This is a genomic window from Sorangium sp. So ce385 (assembly GCF_051474135.1).
GTDB lineage: Bacteria > Myxococcota_A > Polyangia > Polyangiales > Polyangiaceae > Sorangium > Sorangium cellulosum_D.
Window position 1 is genome coordinate 5,239,524 of the sequence record NZ_CP150337.1, and the last position, 15,948, is coordinate 5,255,471.

The following is a 15,948-nucleotide window of genomic DNA, read 5'->3' on the forward strand; positions in this document are numbered from 1 at the left end:
ATGCCGCTCACCCCCGAAGCCAAGAAGCGCCTTGCCGAGACGATCCGAGGGACGGCGCAGGACCCCGAGAAGGGCATCCGCGCGCGGCTCCTCCGCGCCATCCACGACGAGGCCGACCGGCGCTACCGGCTGTCGGTGTCCATTGCGGACGCCGGCCTCGATGAGGCGCACCGGAGGCGCCGGGAGCGCATCGAGGCGTGGGTCGACGAGCGCGCGCGGGCCACGAAGCCGAAGAACAAGGCCGAGCTGAAGGCGGCGAAGGAGCGCCTGCTCGCCCAGGCCGAGAAGGAGGCGGCGGCGACGCTCGTCAACCGGCTTGTCCTGCTGCGGCACCTCGAGGCGCTCGGGCTCTCCAGGCCAGGTGTCGTCACCGGGGGGTGGAACAGCAAGGGATACCGCGAGTTCCGCGAGTTCGCGCCGGCGCTCTGCGCCGACGGGACGACGGACGCGACGGAGGGGTACGCGACGCTGCTGCAGCTCGTGTTCGACGAGCTGGCGGTCGACCTGCCCGGCGTGTTCGGCGATGTGGGGTTGACGCGGCTCTTCCCGGTCCCGGCGGCGACGCTGCGGGACGTGATCGAGCGGCTCGACGCGCCGGGGCTCGCCTCGGCGTGGACCGACGACACGACGCTCGGGTGGGTCTACCAGTACTGGAACGACCCGGACCGTGAGGCGCTCGACGCGAAGATCAACGGCGGGGGGAAGATCGAGCCGCACGAGATCGCGTCGAAGACGCAGATGTTCACCGAGCGCTACATGGTGGAGTGGCTGCTCCAGAACAGCCTGGGCCTGACGTGGCTGGCGATGTGCAAGAAGCGCGGTTGGACGGCGGATGCCGAGCGCGTCCTGCCGGTGCTCGATGCGCGCAGGGCCGAGTGGCGGAAGAAGCGCGAGGCCGGGGAGGTGGCGCTGGATGCCTTGATGCCCATCGCGGGGGAGCTGGAGGAGCACTGGAAGTACTACGTGCCGCAGCCGATCCCCGACGATGCGGTGGAGAAGGCGCCTGCGTCGGTGCGGGCGATCAAGATCCTGGATCCCGCGTGCGGGAGCGGGCACTTCCTCGTGATCGCGTTCGACCTGCTCGCTGCGCTCTACCGCGAGGAGGCACGGCACCTCGGGACGAGAGTGACGGACCGCGAGATCGCGGAGTCGATCCTGGAGAACAATCTTCATGGGATCGACATCGATCCCCGGGCGGTCCAGATCGCGGCGGCGGGGCTGTACCTCAAGGCGAGGTCGCTCGCGAAGGCGGCCCGGCCGAAGAGGGTCAACCTGGTCGCGCCGGTCCTTCAGCTCGGGAGCCTGCCGGCGGACGACCCCGCGATCGTGGCGCTACGGAAGGATTTGAGGCGCGAGGTGGGGATCCCCGAGGAGCTGACCGCAAGGCTCCTCACATCGCTCGCGGGTGTCGACTACCTAGGCTCGCTGTTGAAGGTGGATGCCGCCGTCGAGGAGGCCATCAGAACCTTCGAGCTGGAGTTCGAACGTTCCCACGGTCAAGGCGATCTATTTGGTGGCTTTCCAACGCAATCGGCGAAGCTCACTTTCGCCGAGGTGAAGGCGAGCATCCTTGACAAGCTCGAGCAGTTCCTCGCTAAGCACTCGAAGTCGGAGGATCTCGGACTTCGGCTCGATGGCGAACAGCTCGCGTCCGGCGTTCGTTTCGTGCGGATTGCGAAGGAAGGCGTCTACGACATCGTTGTGGGGAATCCGCCGTATCAGGGTCTTTCGAAGACCGATGCCTTCGGCTATGTGGTGACGAACTACCCGAGGGGCAAATCGGACCTCTACGCGGCGTTCCTCGAAAGGGCCCTTGAATTTGCTCGGTGTGGAGGAAAGTCAGTTCTGCTCACGATGCGCAACTGGATGTTCTTGAAGAGCTTTGCATCTCTTCGTGAATGGATACTCTCGGGACACGACCTCCGGTCGATCGGCGACTTCGATCGCGGTGCCTTCGATGAGGTGCCCAATGAGGTTCTGAGTGTCTCGGCCTGCGTCTTTCATAAGTCTGCCAGTGCCGATGTCCGCAGTGTTGCGATCCAACCAACACCGCTATTCGACAAATCGTACGATCGACAGCGTACGAACAGGAAGCGGGCCGCAGTGCTTGCGCAGGTCGGCAGGTACGACTTCGCTGCCTCGGATCTCGCGGTTGTCGAGAAGAAGCCGTTTGTCTACTGGTGGTCGTCTTCGTTTTTGACCGAGTATCAAGTACTTCCAAAATTCGGGCTTTCGTATCCAAGTCGTGCCGGAATGGCGACGCAGGATAATCCACGATACTTACGCATGGCATGGGAGCCCAAAGCTTCTGCGGTCATCCCGCCCCAACGTGCCGGATGGGTTCCGTTTATCACTGGCGGAAAGGGTCGTGAGTGGATTGAACCCGTAACCATGGTGCTGAAATGGCACTTTGCGGGTCTAGAAATGAAAGTTCGGCACGAATTTGCTTATCGGTCGGTGTCCAAATATATCCCTAGCGAGGCTAGGTACTTCGAGATGGGCGTCGCCTTCTGCACCACGGGAGCCGAATTTTCTGCGCGTTCCCATCGAGCGCCAAGTGTCTTTTCTAATGTTGGTTCTACGGTTTTTGCTGGGTCTCAGAATCATTATGTCGTTTGTTTGTTGAACAGTAGTCGTGCCAGAAGATTGTTGTCTGATTTGAACCCGAGTATTCACTTTGAGCTGAGCGATGTCGCGCGGCTTCCGCTGATGCCATTGAGCGATACGGCAGCGATCTATGATGCGCTTGCGCAAGCGTTCTCTGTGTATGAGTCTCAGCGGGAGCCTTCCGTCGAGTTTGTGCGGCCTGGATCGTCAGCCTGGAATTATGCCCAGGAGTGGGCCCAGCGCGCGGTTGACAGGCATGAGGGTGAGGCGCTTCCTCCGTATAATCCCGTGCTCACCCAACCGGCACCGGTTAGCTTCGTGTCCTTCTTGATGGGAGTGGTTCTCGGGCGCTTCAGTGTGGAAGGCGGGTACATTCTGGACAGGGCGCCGGTGACGACTCTTCCGAATGGAATTCTGTTCCTGTCCTGTGATGGGGGTGACAGTCTCAGGCGTCCTGAGTGCAATCTATTGCTGCAAACGTGGACCGAGCACGGTGTCGCGGTCGGCGGAGGGGACGACTTGGGCACCTATTTGAGGAAGTCGTTTTTTGAGTTTCATCGGAGGCTATACGAAAACCGTCCGATCTACTTTCCGCTTTCATCTGCAAAGGAGAGCTTCGTCGCCTTCATCTCGATCCACCGCTGGGCCGACGACACCCTCAACGTCCTCCTCGCCGATCACCTCGTCCCGACGAAGCGCCGCCTCGAAGGCGAGCTCGACGACCTCCGAACCGCCCGTGCCTCCGGCAACAACAAGGGCAAGGCCGAGCGGCGGTTCGCCGAGGTGCAAAAGCTCCTCGAAGAGCTGAACGACTTCATCGCCAAGGTCACCGAGATCGCGGAGAAGGGCTCGCCGCCCCCGGACCACAAGACGACCGAGCGCGAGGTCGACGCCCGCTACGTCATGGATCTCGACGACGGCGTGATGGTGAACAGCGCCGCCCTCTGGCCGCTCCTGGAGCCGCAGTGGAAGGACCCGAAGAAGTGGTGGAAGGAGCTGGCGACCGCCCAGGGGAAGAAGGACTATGACTGGTCCCGCCTCGCGGCCCGCTACTTCCCGACGCGCGTGCGCAAGAAGTGCCACGACGACCCCTCCCTCGCGGTCGCCCATCAATGCTTCTGGGAGCTGCACCCGGCGAAGGCCTACGCCTGGGAGCTCCGCCTCCAGGACGAGATCCGCCCCGATTTCACCATCGACGAGCCCGGCTCGAACGCCGCGCGCGCCAAGTTCCTCGCCGAGCACGACCGCGAGGCGCGCGAGATCCTCGCCAAAGAGCTGAAGCGCCGCGAAAAGAAGAACGCCGCGGCGGCGGCGGACGACGACGGCGGGGTGGGTCCGCTGTTCGAGCAGGACGAGAACGCCCCGGAGGAGTCCGATGACTGAGCTGCGCGATGCGTCGACGATCGGCCGCGGCCCGGTGTCCGCCGCCATCGAGCAAGAGGTCCTCGGCGAGCTCCGCCGCCAGGGCATCGTCGTCTGGCTCGACAAGGACGGCCACTACACGCGCCTCGTGGACGACCTCGCGGTGAAGCACGCCAGCGGCGAGTTCCCGTTCCCCGTGGTCGCCTTCCGCGGCAGCTTCCTCGAGCTGCTCTTCCACCTGGAGCCCTTCGGGAGCGGGCTCGACAAGCAGCCGCTCCTCCTCCACATGCCGGGCTTCAACGAGGACGCGATCCGCAAGACGCCCGTCCTGGAGCTGTACGAGCCGGGCGTCCGGTTCCGGAAGGCGCTGGACACCTCGATCCGCGAGGCCGCCTCCGCGCGCCTCGCCCCAGCCGAGGTCGAGAAGTTCGTCGCGAAGCAGCCCACGCTCGAGGAGGCCGACGCCTGGCTCACCTCCGCCGTCTCGCAGAGCACCTTCGGCCTGGCCGCCGCCCTCGACGAGTTCGGCCCCCGGATGCTCGCGGAAGCCCTCGCGCAGCCCGGAACGCTCGCCGCCCGCGTGTCGGGCCCCGAGGAGATCGCGACCCTCCGGAGCTACCTCCACAAGCTCACCGGCATGGACGAGGCCTGGGAGGCCTTCTACCCGGGCGAGCGCGACGCTAAGCCGCTCGACCGGCTGCTCGACCAGCTCGGCGGCTGGGTGCTCGCGGTCGAGTTCGTCCACGACCTCCGGCGCCCCGCCCACGACGAGCACCTGCGCCGCCTCCGGAGCCTCTCGGCCCCGCTCGTGAAGGCGTGCGGCGAGCTTGCGGCGCAGCTCCGCAAGGACAGCGCAGAGGCGTACACCCGGATGGCCGATGAGGCCGAGGCCTTCCTCGCCGACGAGCTCGCGGCCATGACCCCCGACGACCTCGGGCAGATCGACACGTTCCGGGAGGAGGAGAACCGCGTCCTCTCGGGCGCGGTCGATGCGCTCCGCGCCGGCGCGTGGTCGAAGGCGAAGGGCTGGTGCGAGGCGCGGCAGGGCGAGCGATCGTTCTGGCTCCAGCGCGACCAGCTCCGGCGGTGGGCGTGGAGCCTCGTGGCGGAGGCCGCCGAGTTCGGGGAGACGCTCGCGCGCCACCCCAGGCCGTTCGAGGGCGCCCGGAGCCTCGACGAGGCCGTCGAGCGGTACGCCGCGTCCGCCTTCGAGGTCGACCGCGCCCACCGGCGGTTCGAGCAGCGGCGGCTCGCCCTGCTCGACTCGCGCCTCCCGCACTACGGCGCCCTCCGCGAGGTGGCCACCGAGCTGCGGCGCGCCCACCGCGCCTGGGCCGACCAGCTCGCGAAGGACTTCGCCGCCCTCTGTAAAGAGCACGGCTTCCTGCCGTCCGCCGACCTGCGGCAGCGGAGCCTCTTCGAGCAGGTCGTCCACCCGCTCACGCTCGCGAGCGAGAAGGTCGCGGTCTTCGTGATCGACGCCTTCCGCTACGAAATGGCGACCGAGCTCGTCGAGGAGCTGAAGGGCGCCGGCACCGTGGTGGACCTGAAACCCCGGCTGGCCGAGCTGCCGACGATCACGTCCGTCGGGATGAACGTCCTCGCGCCGGTGGCCCAGGGCGACCGGCTCACCGTCGCCGGAGAGTTCCAGGGCTTCAAGACGGGCGAGTTCACGGTGCGCAAGCCGGAGGACCGCGCGCGCGGGATGGGGATGCGCAGCGCGGGGAAGCCGGCCCTCCTCCTGAAGCTCGCCAAGGTCTGCGAGGACAGCACGGTGGAGCTCACGAAGAGCGTGAAGGCGCACCAGCTCATCGTGGTCCACTCCCAGGAGATCGACGACGCGGGCGAAGCGAACGTAGGGCTCCCCACGTTCGAGTCGACGCTCCGGCAGATCAAGGCCGCCTGGCACCACCTCCAGCTCGCGGGCGTGAAGAGCTGCGTCTTCACGGCGGATCACGGCTTCCTGCTCCAGGACGAGACGACGGAGGTCCGACCGTTCGGCACGAAGCGCGATCCGCAGCGGAGGCACGTGCTCGACGACCACCCCCGCGCCGAGGCCGGCATGGTTCACGTGTCCGTCTCGTCGCTCGGATACGAGGGGCTCTCGGGCTACCTGCTCTTCCGGGACGATACGGCCGTCTTCGCGACCGGCAACGCGGGCGCCTCGTTCGTCCACGGCGGGAACAGCCCGCAGGAGCGCGTGATCCCGGTGCTCACCGTGACGAGGAAGCGCGTCGAGCAGGGCGGCTACGCGGAGTACGCGGTCGAGGTCGAGCCCCAGCCCGACGTCGTGGGGCTCCACCGGCTGCGCCTGAGGATCGGCTTCGCCAGGCAGACGACGACGAGTCTCGGGTTCGCCACGGCGCGCGCGGTCGATCTGGCGCTCCGGGTCCCCGACCGCCCGGAAGTCCGCGTGATCATCAAGGACGTGGCCGGGCCGTCGTCCCTCAAGCCGGGGCGCCTGCAGGTGCCCGTCGGCGAGGCCTGGACGGAGGTTTTCTTCGGCCTCGAAGGCCCCTCCGACGAGCGCGTCCGCGTCGAGATCTACCACCCGGACAGCATCGAGAAGATCCAGGGCGCGACCCCCGACCCGTGGTACTCGGTGAGCGGCACCGCCCGCGGGACGAAGCCGCCCACCCTCCCGCCGCCGGCGCCGGAGGGGTGGGCCGGCACGATCGCCGACGAGGGCATCCGCAAGGTCTTCCTGCACATCGAGAAGCACGGCGTGATAACGGAGCCGGAGGTGACGACCCTCCTCGGATCGGCCCGCGCCTTCCGGAGGTTCTCGCTGGAGTTCGAGAGCCACCTGCCCAAGCTCCCCTTCAAGGTGAGGATCGAGCCTGGCGAAGGCGGCAAGCGCTACGTTCGAGAAGGTGACCGATGACGAGCCAACGAGACCGCGAGCACATCTTTGAGCGCCTCCGCTCCGGGGTCGTCCCGGAGCGCGGGCTGGAGGCGTTCGCCGTCGGCATCGAGAAGCAGCGGGCGGAGATCCGCCGGCTGCTCGACCTGGCCAAGTCGGGCGAGGGGGTCTTCAAGTTCCTCCGCGGCGGCTACGGCTGCGGCAAGACCTTCATGGCCAGGCTCGCCGTGCTCGACGCGCAGGCGAGGGGATTCGCCACGAGCTTCGTCGTCGTCTCGGACAACGACCTGCACTTTCACAAGTTCGACGACGTGTACCGAAAGGTCGTGCAGGAGCTGGGGACCAGCTCGTGTCCCCGGGGCGCACTTGGCGACATCATCGACCGGTGGATCGCCACGGTCGAGAACGCGCTCATCGGCGGAGGCGCCGACGAGAGCGCGCCTGACTTCGATCAGAAGGTCCAGAAGCGGATCGAGGAAGAGATCACCTCGATGACCGGCGGCAAGGCCCCGGAGGATTTCGGGCGCGTGCTGCGCGAGGTCTTCAAGCTGAAGCAGGCGGGCAAGGTGCGCGAGGCGGGAGCGCTCCTGTCCTGGCTCTCCGGCAGCGAGAACGTCAGCGCGTCCGAGAAGAAGGCGGCCGGCATCAAGGGCGACATCACGAGCAAGGACGCGATGGCGTACCTCCAGGGCGTGCTGGAGATGGTCAAGGCCGCCCGGTACGAGGGCCTTGTCATCGTCATCGACGAGGCGGAGACGATCCTGCGGATGCGCCAGGACGTGCGCGGCAAGTCGCTGAACGGCGTGCGCCAGATCATCGACGCGGCCGACCGCTTCAAGGGCCTGCTCTGGATCTTCACGGGCACGCCCGAGTTCTTCGACACGCGCCGGGGCGTCGCGGGGTTGCAGCCGCTGCACGACCGCATCCAGTTCCTGAACGAGGGCGGGCTCGTCACGATGCGGCAGCCGCAGCTCGAGCTGAAGCCGTTCGACAAGGGCCGCCTGAAGGACGTCGGCCTCCGGCTCCAGCAGCTCTACACGATGGGCGATCCGAACATCGTCGCGCAGAAGGTGACGTCGGAGCGCATCGAGTCGCTCGTCGACGAGGTCAGCCGGGGCTTCCGCGGAGACGTCGGCGTCGTTCCGCGTCAGTTCCTCCGCCGGCTCGTGAACCTGTTCGACACCGTGGCGGAGAACCCCGACGCATCGCTCCCCGAGCCGCAGCCCACCGTCGAGGAGCAGCGCGCGTCCGAGGGAAAGAGGCCTTACGAATACGAACCGGAGCCCGAGGACGAGCGGGGCTATCGGGTGTCGTCGGTGGAGTTCTGAGTCATGCCTCGTATAAGCGATCGAGATCGAGTCCTCAACCTCCTTGCCGAGACCGGCGGCCTCTCCAACGCCCGCATCAAAGCCGAGCTGAACCTCGGCGATGACCGGTACGAGGAAGTGCGCACCGGGCTTATCGAGGAAGGACTCGCGGAGAAATACGTTTGCCGAGGCGGTGGCTTACGCCTGACGAAGAGGGGGGAAAGGGAGGTCTCCCCTAAGTATGAGGCCCAGTCCTCCGTCGACAAGGAGCAGGAGCTCTATTCACCACTTGTCGACGCTCTGCTCCGGGATTCGCCAGAGAGCGTGGCATTCGATACCGCATCCCTTAGGAAGCGAGGCAAGTGGCAGAACCCGGACGTGACCCAAGTCTCCGTTGAGGTCTATCCTTTGCTCCGCCGTCGCCGCGTTCTGCTCACAACATATGAAGTTAAGCAGTGGGGCGCATGGGACGTGAATGCCGTCTTCGAGGCCGCGTCCCACGCGCGGTTCGCGCACGACGGGTTCGTCGTCTTGGAGTGGACCGAGAAGGGGTTCTCTGTGTCCGACCCTCGTATTGAGAAGATGGTTCGCGAGTGTCAGCGGTTCGGAATCGGCCTTGCGACTCTGGAATCTCACTACAGTCACTATAGGTTGCATGTTCGGCTTGAGTCGGTCAGTAAGGAGCCGACGGACTCAGATGTTGAAGAGTGGCTCGATTATGCTTTGAGCCGTCGCAAGGAAGCGATGGATCGCTTCCAAGCCCTCATGGATGACTCTGAGAAGCGGCTATCGCGTCGATGACCGCCTTCGCGCGCTTCCCCGCCCGCCTCCAGCAGGCCATCGTCTCCTGCCTCGGCTGGACCAGCCTGCGGCCCGTCCAGGAAATGGCCGGCGAGGCGCTCCTCGACGGGAAGAACGCCGTGGTCCTCGCACCGACGGCCGGCGGAAAGACAGAGGCCGCGATGTTCCCGGCGCTCGCGAACCTCGTCGAGCGGGAGCCCGACGGCGTGGGCATCATCTACATCGCCCCGATCAAGGCGCTCCTCAACAACCAGGAGGCGCGCCTGGGCACCTACTCCGAGATGGTCGGGCTTCGACGCTTCGTCTGGCACGGAGATGTCACCGATCAGGCGAAGCGAAAATTCGTCAGGGAGCCGGCTGAGATCCTCATGACGACGCCGGAGTCCCTGGAGGTGATGCTCGTCTCGCCGAAGTCCCCGCTGCAGCGGCTGTTCAACGACCTCCGCCTCGTGATCATCGATGAGGTCCACGCGCTCGCGGGGACGGATCGAGGCGCTCACCTGATGTCCGTCGTCGAGCGGCTCGCTCCGTCGAGCCAGAACGACATTCAGCGCGTGGGGCTGTCTGCGACGGTCGGCAACCCCGACCAGATCCTCGCGTGGCTTGCAGGCTCGTCCAGGCGGGATGGCGTCGTTGTCGATCCGCCGAAGATCCCGGCCAAGCGAGACCTCTTCGTCGGGTTGCACGACAGCGTTGCGGGCCTCGCCGTGGAGGCTGCGGGGCGTGCCTCCGGGAAGAAGAGCCTCTTCTTCTGCCAGTCGAGGTCGCTCACGGAGAGCGTCGCCGAGCGCATGCGCGGGCGCTCCATCGACGTGTTCGTCCACCACAGCTCCGTGTCGCTGGAGGAGCGCAGGGCCGCGGAGGAACGGTTCGCTCACGGGACGAACGCCTGCATCGTCTGCACCTCCACGCTAGAGCTGGGCATCGACGTCGGCGACCTCGACCTCGTGTTCCAGGCGAACGCCCCGAGCTCGGTCTCCTCGTTCATGCAGCGCATGGGGCGGACGGGCCGCCGGGCGGGTACCGTCCCCAATACGACGTTCCTCTGCGAAGATCCCGAGGCTGTGCTCCAGGCGATCGCGCTGATCGAGCTGGCCCGGGAAGGCTGGGTCGAACGGGTAGCCAAGCAGGAGCGGTGCTGGCCGGTGCTGGTTCACCAGCTCCTCGCCATGACGCTCCAATACGGCGCCATCAGCGCCGAGCGCTGCTGGGAGCAGCTCGCGAAGACCCCCGATTTCCGGTCGATCGCGCGGACCGAGTTCGATGAGGTCGTCGGGTACATGAAGGAGCAGGACTTCCTGTTCGAGGCGGGAGGCCTGCTGTCCATGGGGCAGAAGGCCGAGCGGGCGTACGGCAAGAAGAACTTCATGGAGCTGTATGCCGTGTTCTCGTCCCCGGTGCTGTACCGGGTGGTGACGGGGGCAGGGCGGGACCTGGGATCGCTTGAGCAGGACTTTGTGGATCGGCTCGTCGAGCAGATGAGCTCGTTCCTGCTCGGCGGCCGTGCGTGGACCGTCGAGCGCGTGAGCCACGGCGACCGCGCCGTCGTCGTTCGCGAGGCGCCGGCCGGCGTGAAGCCGAGCTGGGGCGGGTTCATCCCGCAGCTCCTCGGGTTCGAGCTCTGCCAGAGGATGATGCGGGTGCTCACGGAGTCGGTTCGCTACCCGTACGTCGACGCGCGGGGGATGCAGCACATCGAGGAGAAGCGCGAGGATCTTGGCGACCTTCTCCGGCGACCCGGCCACGCGGTGCAGATCGACGGCAGCGTCGCCCGCTGGTGGACGTTCGCGGGCGGGCGCGTGAACCACACGCTCAAGTACGGGTTCGAGGTCGCGGAAGGCTGGAAGGTGGTCGCGGACAACTTCCAGCTTCGCATCGAGGGGGACGGCATCGGCCACGAGAGCGTTCGGGGGACGATCGCGAGGATGTCGTCGTCGGCCTTCTGGGACGCACCCGAGCTGCGCCAGGCCGTGCTCGCGAGGTTGCCGGGCTACCGGCTATCGAAGTTCCAGGACTGCCTCCCGGAGAGGTTCGCGCTGGAGGTCATCGAGAGCTTCCTGCTCGACGTGGCGGGGACGGTGCGGTGGCTGGCCGCGTAGGAAGCGCCCACGTGTTTGTCGCTCGGCTAGAACGCTGCTCAGGAGCGAGCCTCCGTCGGACGGACGACCGCCGGCGCGGGTGACGCGCGCTTCTCCAAGAGGAGCGACAGCGCCACCGCGAGATCATGCTCACGCCCTTCGTGCGTCGTATCCCGGCGGAGCAACTCCTCGTTCAGTGCGATCATTTCGGCGATCGGCTCCGTCACGCCCGGCTTCTGACGGAGGTGATGCAGCAGCTTACGCACCGAGGTCAGCGGGTGGAGCGCGGCGAGCCCGTGCAGCGCGCCGAGCACCTCGCTCGTGGCGTCGTGCTCCAGGGCGCGCTCGGCCACCTTCACCAGCGCCCGTGCGAAGGCGTCGTGCAGCGCAACGACCATCCGGTGGCGTTCGCGCCCCTCGGGATCTGCCGTCGCCTCCGGCGAGGGGACGACGTCCCGTGCAAGCTTGAGAAGCTCTTCCCACGCCTCGGCGTCCAGCAGCGCGAGGAGCACGTCGCGGCCGTGGTGGGCCCAGCGCGTGCGGGTCCGGAGCGTCGAGGCAAGCCACCGGAGCGCGGCGCGCCCAGGCTTGTGATCTCGGAGGTGATCCAGCATCGCGCTGACGAGCGAGCGCATTGGCTCGTTGTGCGTCTCGAGCCATCGCAGCAGCTCCACGAGCTCCTCGTCACCCACCGCCGGCGAGCGGACACGTTCGCGTACGGCAGGCAGGAGCGCATCCGGGAACTCGGCAGGGGTGTCCCAGCAGGCCACCCACGGCTCTTGCTCGGAGTGCGCGCGCGCGAGCGCGCTGGCCGCGACCGTCGCCTCGTCAAGGAGCCAGCTCATGTTGGCGGGGCGCAGCAAGCCCACCATACGACGCGTCGGCAGCTTTCTTGCTTCTGCAGTGAGCCACTGTCGCACATCGGGCTCTACGAGGTCGGGCAGCAGGCGTGCGCGCGCGAGGACCTTGCCGAACGGTTGCCACTCAGGGAAAGCGTGCTCGAGGTCCTCCCCGGGTCGGTCCAACGGCGAGCGGAGCCAGGCCCGGAGCCGCTCCTCGGCCAAGGGGCCGGCGATACGAGCATAGAGCGCGACGCCCTCTACGTCGGCTGAATTCGCGACAATCTGGTCGACCGAGGGCAGTTCGCTCTCAGGCAGCGGATCCGCCGCAATGGAGATGCGTATCAGCTCATCGCTCGACGCGAAGGCTGCGTGCTGCTGGAGTGCCCAGCGGAGTAGCCGGTTTGCGCGTGCGGTGGTCAGTGGGAACGACGCGATCCGATGGAACAGAGCGACCGATGTCATCGGCCCACAGTAGGAGCTCTCGGTCATCAGCTCCCGGTAGCTGAGCAATCGCTCCTCGAAGCAGTCATCGACATTCTCTGGAAGAGGCGCATTCAGCAGCAGAGAAACGGCTTGACGCGTCGGGTCGAGAAGATCGAGCTCTTCGACCTTCGGGCCGCTCGGCGCCGGAGCGTCGCGGTATGACCAGACGCGTTTGAACGGCGTGCGCGCGCCCGGCATATCCAGGTAGCGGAAGAGTCGGTCCCACGCGTCTGGCTCACGCCGCTCCAGGGCTTCACGTAACGACGTGATGAGCCACGGCAGGACTTGCCCTGCGTCCTGCGCCTGGAAGGCGACGGCTTCGCGCAGCTCTGGCGGTGTAGCGCGCCAGAGCACAAGAGGCTGTACGCCACGCGCAGCGGCGGCGACAACCTGCGCGAGGAACCATGCTCGGGCCACCGCTCCCTCGTCACCTGGCCACTGGAGCGCCATGCTCCGAAACTGCCTGTCCGCCTCAGTGGCCTCCGGTTCGTGCTCAAAATGGAGCGTCTCCGGAAGAACCTCGTCCGGGCGAACGCGCTCGAGAAGCCCTGCGACGTGCGCCAGTTCGAGCAGATCGGCCCTTTCGAGGCCGCCACAGGATCGTAGCGCTGTAGCAAGAGCAGATGCGAATCCGCGTTCATCGCGGCGTTTGTCGAACAGCGCGAGTGCGAGCGGGGGCGCATTGGCCTTTAGTATGGCCGCATAGGGAGAGCATACGTCCTGCAACTGCCGGGCGAGATCCCACCAAGAACGCTCGGCGAGGCGCGGTGGCCTCAGACGATCTACGAGCTCGTCCAGCACGCCGGGCGGGTAGCGCCCTGCGCTCCATGCGAGCGGGTTTCTCAAGAGAAAGGTAACAGGCTCCTCGCCGGGTTCTGGAATCGGGAAGCTCGCGATGATGCGCTCGACCAGCAGCCGCGGGTTGGCCGGGTCGTGTGCCAGCCAAGAGGCGTACTCGTCCCAAGTTAGCGCATTGATGTGCTTCGCGAGATACTCGTGGTCCTCGGGTGTTATGGTTTCACGGTTCCTGAAGATGTGATAGCGCGCAACCTTGCGACAGTCACCTTCGCAGGCATCATGATAAATAGAAAGCTGTTGACGGCGGTCCATGGGCGCCTCCCGGCTCTCTCGGCAGCATGGGTCCGGCCGCTCATCAGCGGAACACGTCCGCACATGGGCGCACAGGACGCTCCCACGCTCCGAGTACCAAAAGGTGAGAGGGGGGCCGATCTCGATCGACGCTCGAGACCACCGGTGAGCACCCCACGCGAGAGAGACCGGCGCTACTAGAAGCCCGCGTGGTTCGGCGATCGTGCAGCAGCGGTCCTTTGTTGTCAAGCCGCTGTTTGGAGGCTGCGCGTGCCGTACGATTGCTTCGTGTGCAACGCGTGGCGCTTCGACGTCCCCCGCCGCCGCTGCGGCGCGTAGCCCCTCTCCGGTCTGAGCGAGCAGCACCGCCGCCTGCCGGCCGACAGCACCTCCAGCAGCACGAGCTCGTTCAGCGCGCCGGTCGTCAGCACCGAGTAGATCGTGTCGCGCAGCAGCGGCTTCGGCTGCCCTGGTGCGGCGGCGATGTGTCCCAGGTGCAGCGCCGGGGTCGCGCCTTGCAGAAGCTGGAGTAGTAGACGACGCCATTCTCCCGGGGAGCGAGGCGCGCGCCGCATTCCTGCTGGCGCCGTACGTCGAGACGGCCGACGACCTCGCGAGGTCCCGCCGGAGAGCCCCCGCCAGGAAGCCCGGGGTCGTCCCGGCGCCCCCGTTCGGGACGGGCGGGACGCCATGAACCCATCCGGGGGAGGTGGCACGTCCACGCGGGAGATGGGTGGCACCCATCTCCCGGTGGACGTGGGTCCAAGAAAAGATGGGTGGCACCCATCTCCGCGATGGACGTGGGGCCAGGAAAAGACGGGTGGCACCCGTCTCCCGGTGGACGTGGGGCCAAGAAAAGATGGGTGGCACCCGTCTCCGCGGTGGAGAGGCCACCCTCCGGCCCCGGCGAGCCCCTGGGCGGCTAGCCTCGCCGGCGCCTTGATGTAAGCAGCTCCACATGGTGCCGCCTGGCCGACGCCCGTCGGGAGACCTCGTCGACGGCGTGGACGGGGCGCCGCCGGGCGCTCTTCCGTTCGGGATGACAGCCGGCGCAGCACGACTGTAGCCTCGTCGTGCATGCTGAAGGCGCTTCTGCACGGGAAGCTCGGCCGCGTGGCGGTCGGCGTCGACGAGGAAAGCGACGGAGACACGCCGGAGGAGGGAAGCCCCCAGGGGACGGCGGCGGACGGGCTGACGGAGCTCGAGGACCCGCTCACGTCGATGGTGTTCGAGCGGCTGGAGTACCTGCCGGCCGAGCTCGCGTGGGCCATCCTGCGGGGCGCGTGCAAGCCCTTGGGCGATGGTCCGCCGATGCCCGCGATCCCTCCCGTGGGGGTGCCCTCGTGGTCTTTCTGGCCCAGCCTTCGGCCAGGCGATGGAGGGCGGAACAAGGTGAGGGTCGAGCCCGATGTGCTCGTCTCGTGGGGCGACACGCTGCTCCTGATCGAGGCCAAGCATCGGGGGCTCCAGGACCCGGCACAGTGGGCGGAGCAGATTCGCGCGGCGCGGGCCGTGCTCGCGCACGCAGAGAAGCAGCTATGGCTCATCGCGGTGGGAGGGATCGTGATGCAGGAGGGGCATGGCTACCTTGCTCGTGTCCGGCGCGAGGTCGCGAGCGATGTCGCCGGGGTGCTCACGATCCGGTGGGAAGATCTGCGCGAAGTGCTCTATCCGCTCGAGGCCTCGACGCGCGCATCGCCGCAGTCGGCGGTCCTGCGCGACATGGCTGCGGCGCTCGAAGCGTGGGGTTACCGCAGGAAAACCTGGTTCTCGACGTTGCCAACCGTCACAGAACGACTCAGGAGCGACGACGCGGTGTCCGTGCTCCGGGCTTGGAGGATCCGATGAGCGAGACGAAGCTCGACGTGGCTGGAGCGCTCGCCGATGTGCGCCGCGCGTACAGGCTCCTGCATGCCTACCATCGGCGGCTGTGCGATCTGCTGCAACTGACGGACGAATATCTGGCCGAGCGGGGCTTCGAGTTCGATCGATGGGCTCCCATCAACGTCGCGAGGCTCCCCCAGTCAACGAAGCCGTTCTTCCGGCCTGAACACTGGGCATGGGACCTGACGCCGGCCTACCAGGTCGAGTCCGTCTGGCGGGGATCGAGCAACGGAATCCACTGCAAGGTCCACATCCATGCCATCGCGGATACGGAATACGATGACTCCCGCGACGGCGAACCTGACCCTACCGGCTTCAAGTCCGCCGAGACGGCGGCCTCCGAGCTCCGGATCGGCTTGCACCGCACACGAGCGAAGAAGCCCGATTGGAGCTCCGCCTGGAGCCAGCTCTCGCGCACTGCCAACAGGAAGAACGGGGCCGAGCACAAGGTCATGGTCGGCCGAGATGACTACGCGTACCGTTACTTCGATCTGAACCTCACCGCGCTCGCGGACGAGGGGGCGATCAAGGAGAAGCTGCTCCTTCCGCTCGACAGGTGGCGGCTGGGCGCGTGATCCATCCCCCGGATCCGCCGATGCGCGACCGCGAGCGCCAGCGCCACGGACACGTCT

8 protein-coding genes are annotated in these 15,948 nt (G+C 66.8%); 7 read left to right on the forward strand and 1 reads right to left on the reverse strand.

All coding sequences use genetic code 11. The annotated features are described in order from the left end of the window. From pglX to WME83_RS19185, 5 genes are read left to right on the forward strand one after another with little or no spacing between them, the layout of a single operon-like run. Positions 1-3,990, forward strand: coding sequence for a BREX-6 system adenine-specific DNA-methyltransferase PglX (gene pglX / locus WME83_RS19165; protein WP_437320724.1), 3,990 nt, complete (start codon positions 1-3; stop codon positions 3,988-3,990). Next, the gene (gene pglZ, locus WME83_RS19170; RefSeq protein WP_437320725.1) at positions 3,983-6,853 is read left to right on the forward strand and encodes a BREX-6 system phosphatase PglZ; all 2,871 of its coding nucleotides are present in this window, start codon (positions 3,983-3,985) and stop codon (positions 6,851-6,853) included. Before pglX ends, pglZ begins: the two co-directional genes overlap by 8 nt. Then, positions 6,850-8,160: a BREX system ATP-binding protein BrxD gene (gene brxD / locus WME83_RS19175; RefSeq protein ID WP_437320726.1), complete on the forward strand. Its 1,311-nt coding sequence runs from the start codon at positions 6,850-6,852 to the stop codon at positions 8,158-8,160. Before pglZ ends, brxD begins: the two co-directional genes overlap by 4 nt. 3 nt (positions 8,161-8,163) lie before the next feature. Then, complete coding sequence (locus WME83_RS19180) at positions 8,164-8,940, forward strand: hypothetical protein (protein WP_437320727.1); 777 nt, start codon at positions 8,164-8,166, stop codon at positions 8,938-8,940. Then, entirely contained in the window at positions 8,937-11,039 is a 2,103-nt protein-coding gene (locus WME83_RS19185) for a DEAD/DEAH box helicase (RefSeq protein WP_437320728.1), read from the forward strand. The genes WME83_RS19180 and WME83_RS19185 overlap by 4 nt, the downstream gene beginning before the upstream one ends. Before the next feature lie 38 nt (positions 11,040-11,077). Here the strand turns inward: WME83_RS19185 and WME83_RS19190 are convergent, their stop codons facing one another. Then, the gene (locus WME83_RS19190; protein ID WP_437320729.1) at positions 11,078-13,453 is read right to left on the reverse strand and encodes a hypothetical protein; all 2,376 of its coding nucleotides are present in this window, start codon (positions 13,451-13,453) and stop codon (positions 11,078-11,080) included. Between the two features lie 1,056 nt (positions 13,454-14,509). Between WME83_RS19190 and WME83_RS19195 the strand changes: the two genes are divergently transcribed. Both WME83_RS19195 and WME83_RS19200 read left to right on the forward strand, forming a co-directional pair. Then, on the forward strand, positions 14,510-15,280 hold the full coding sequence (locus WME83_RS19195) for a hypothetical protein (protein ID WP_437320730.1): 771 nt from the start codon (positions 14,510-14,512) through the stop codon (positions 15,278-15,280). Further along, a complete protein-coding gene (locus tag WME83_RS19200) occupies positions 15,277-15,891 on the forward strand; it encodes a hypothetical protein (RefSeq protein WP_437320731.1) in 615 nt (204 codons plus the stop codon). The genes WME83_RS19195 and WME83_RS19200 overlap by 4 nt, the downstream gene beginning before the upstream one ends. The last annotated feature ends 57 nt before the right edge of the window (positions 15,892-15,948 follow it).

Bases quoted from the DNA above. Each gene is read 5' to 3' on its own strand.
- pglX (WP_437320724.1), top strand. From the start codon at position 1: ATGCCGCTCACCCCCGAAGCCAAGAAGCGCCTTGCCGAGACGATCCGA.
- pglZ (WP_437320725.1), top strand. From the start codon at position 3,983: ATGACTGAGCTGCGCGATGCGTCGACGATCGGCCGCGGCCCGGTGTCC.
- brxD (WP_437320726.1), top strand. From the start codon at position 6,850: ATGACGAGCCAACGAGACCGCGAGCACATCTTTGAGCGCCTCCGCTCC.
- WME83_RS19180 (WP_437320727.1), top strand. From the start codon at position 8,164: ATGCCTCGTATAAGCGATCGAGATCGAGTCCTCAACCTCCTTGCCGAG.
- WME83_RS19185 (WP_437320728.1), top strand. From the start codon at position 8,937: ATGACCGCCTTCGCGCGCTTCCCCGCCCGCCTCCAGCAGGCCATCGTC.
- WME83_RS19190 (WP_437320729.1), bottom strand. From the start codon at position 13,453: ATGGACCGCCGTCAACAGCTTTCTATTTATCATGATGCCTGCGAAGGT.
- WME83_RS19195 (WP_437320730.1), top strand. From the start codon at position 14,510: ATGCTGAAGGCGCTTCTGCACGGGAAGCTCGGCCGCGTGGCGGTCGGC.
- WME83_RS19200 (WP_437320731.1), top strand. From the start codon at position 15,277: ATGAGCGAGACGAAGCTCGACGTGGCTGGAGCGCTCGCCGATGTGCGC.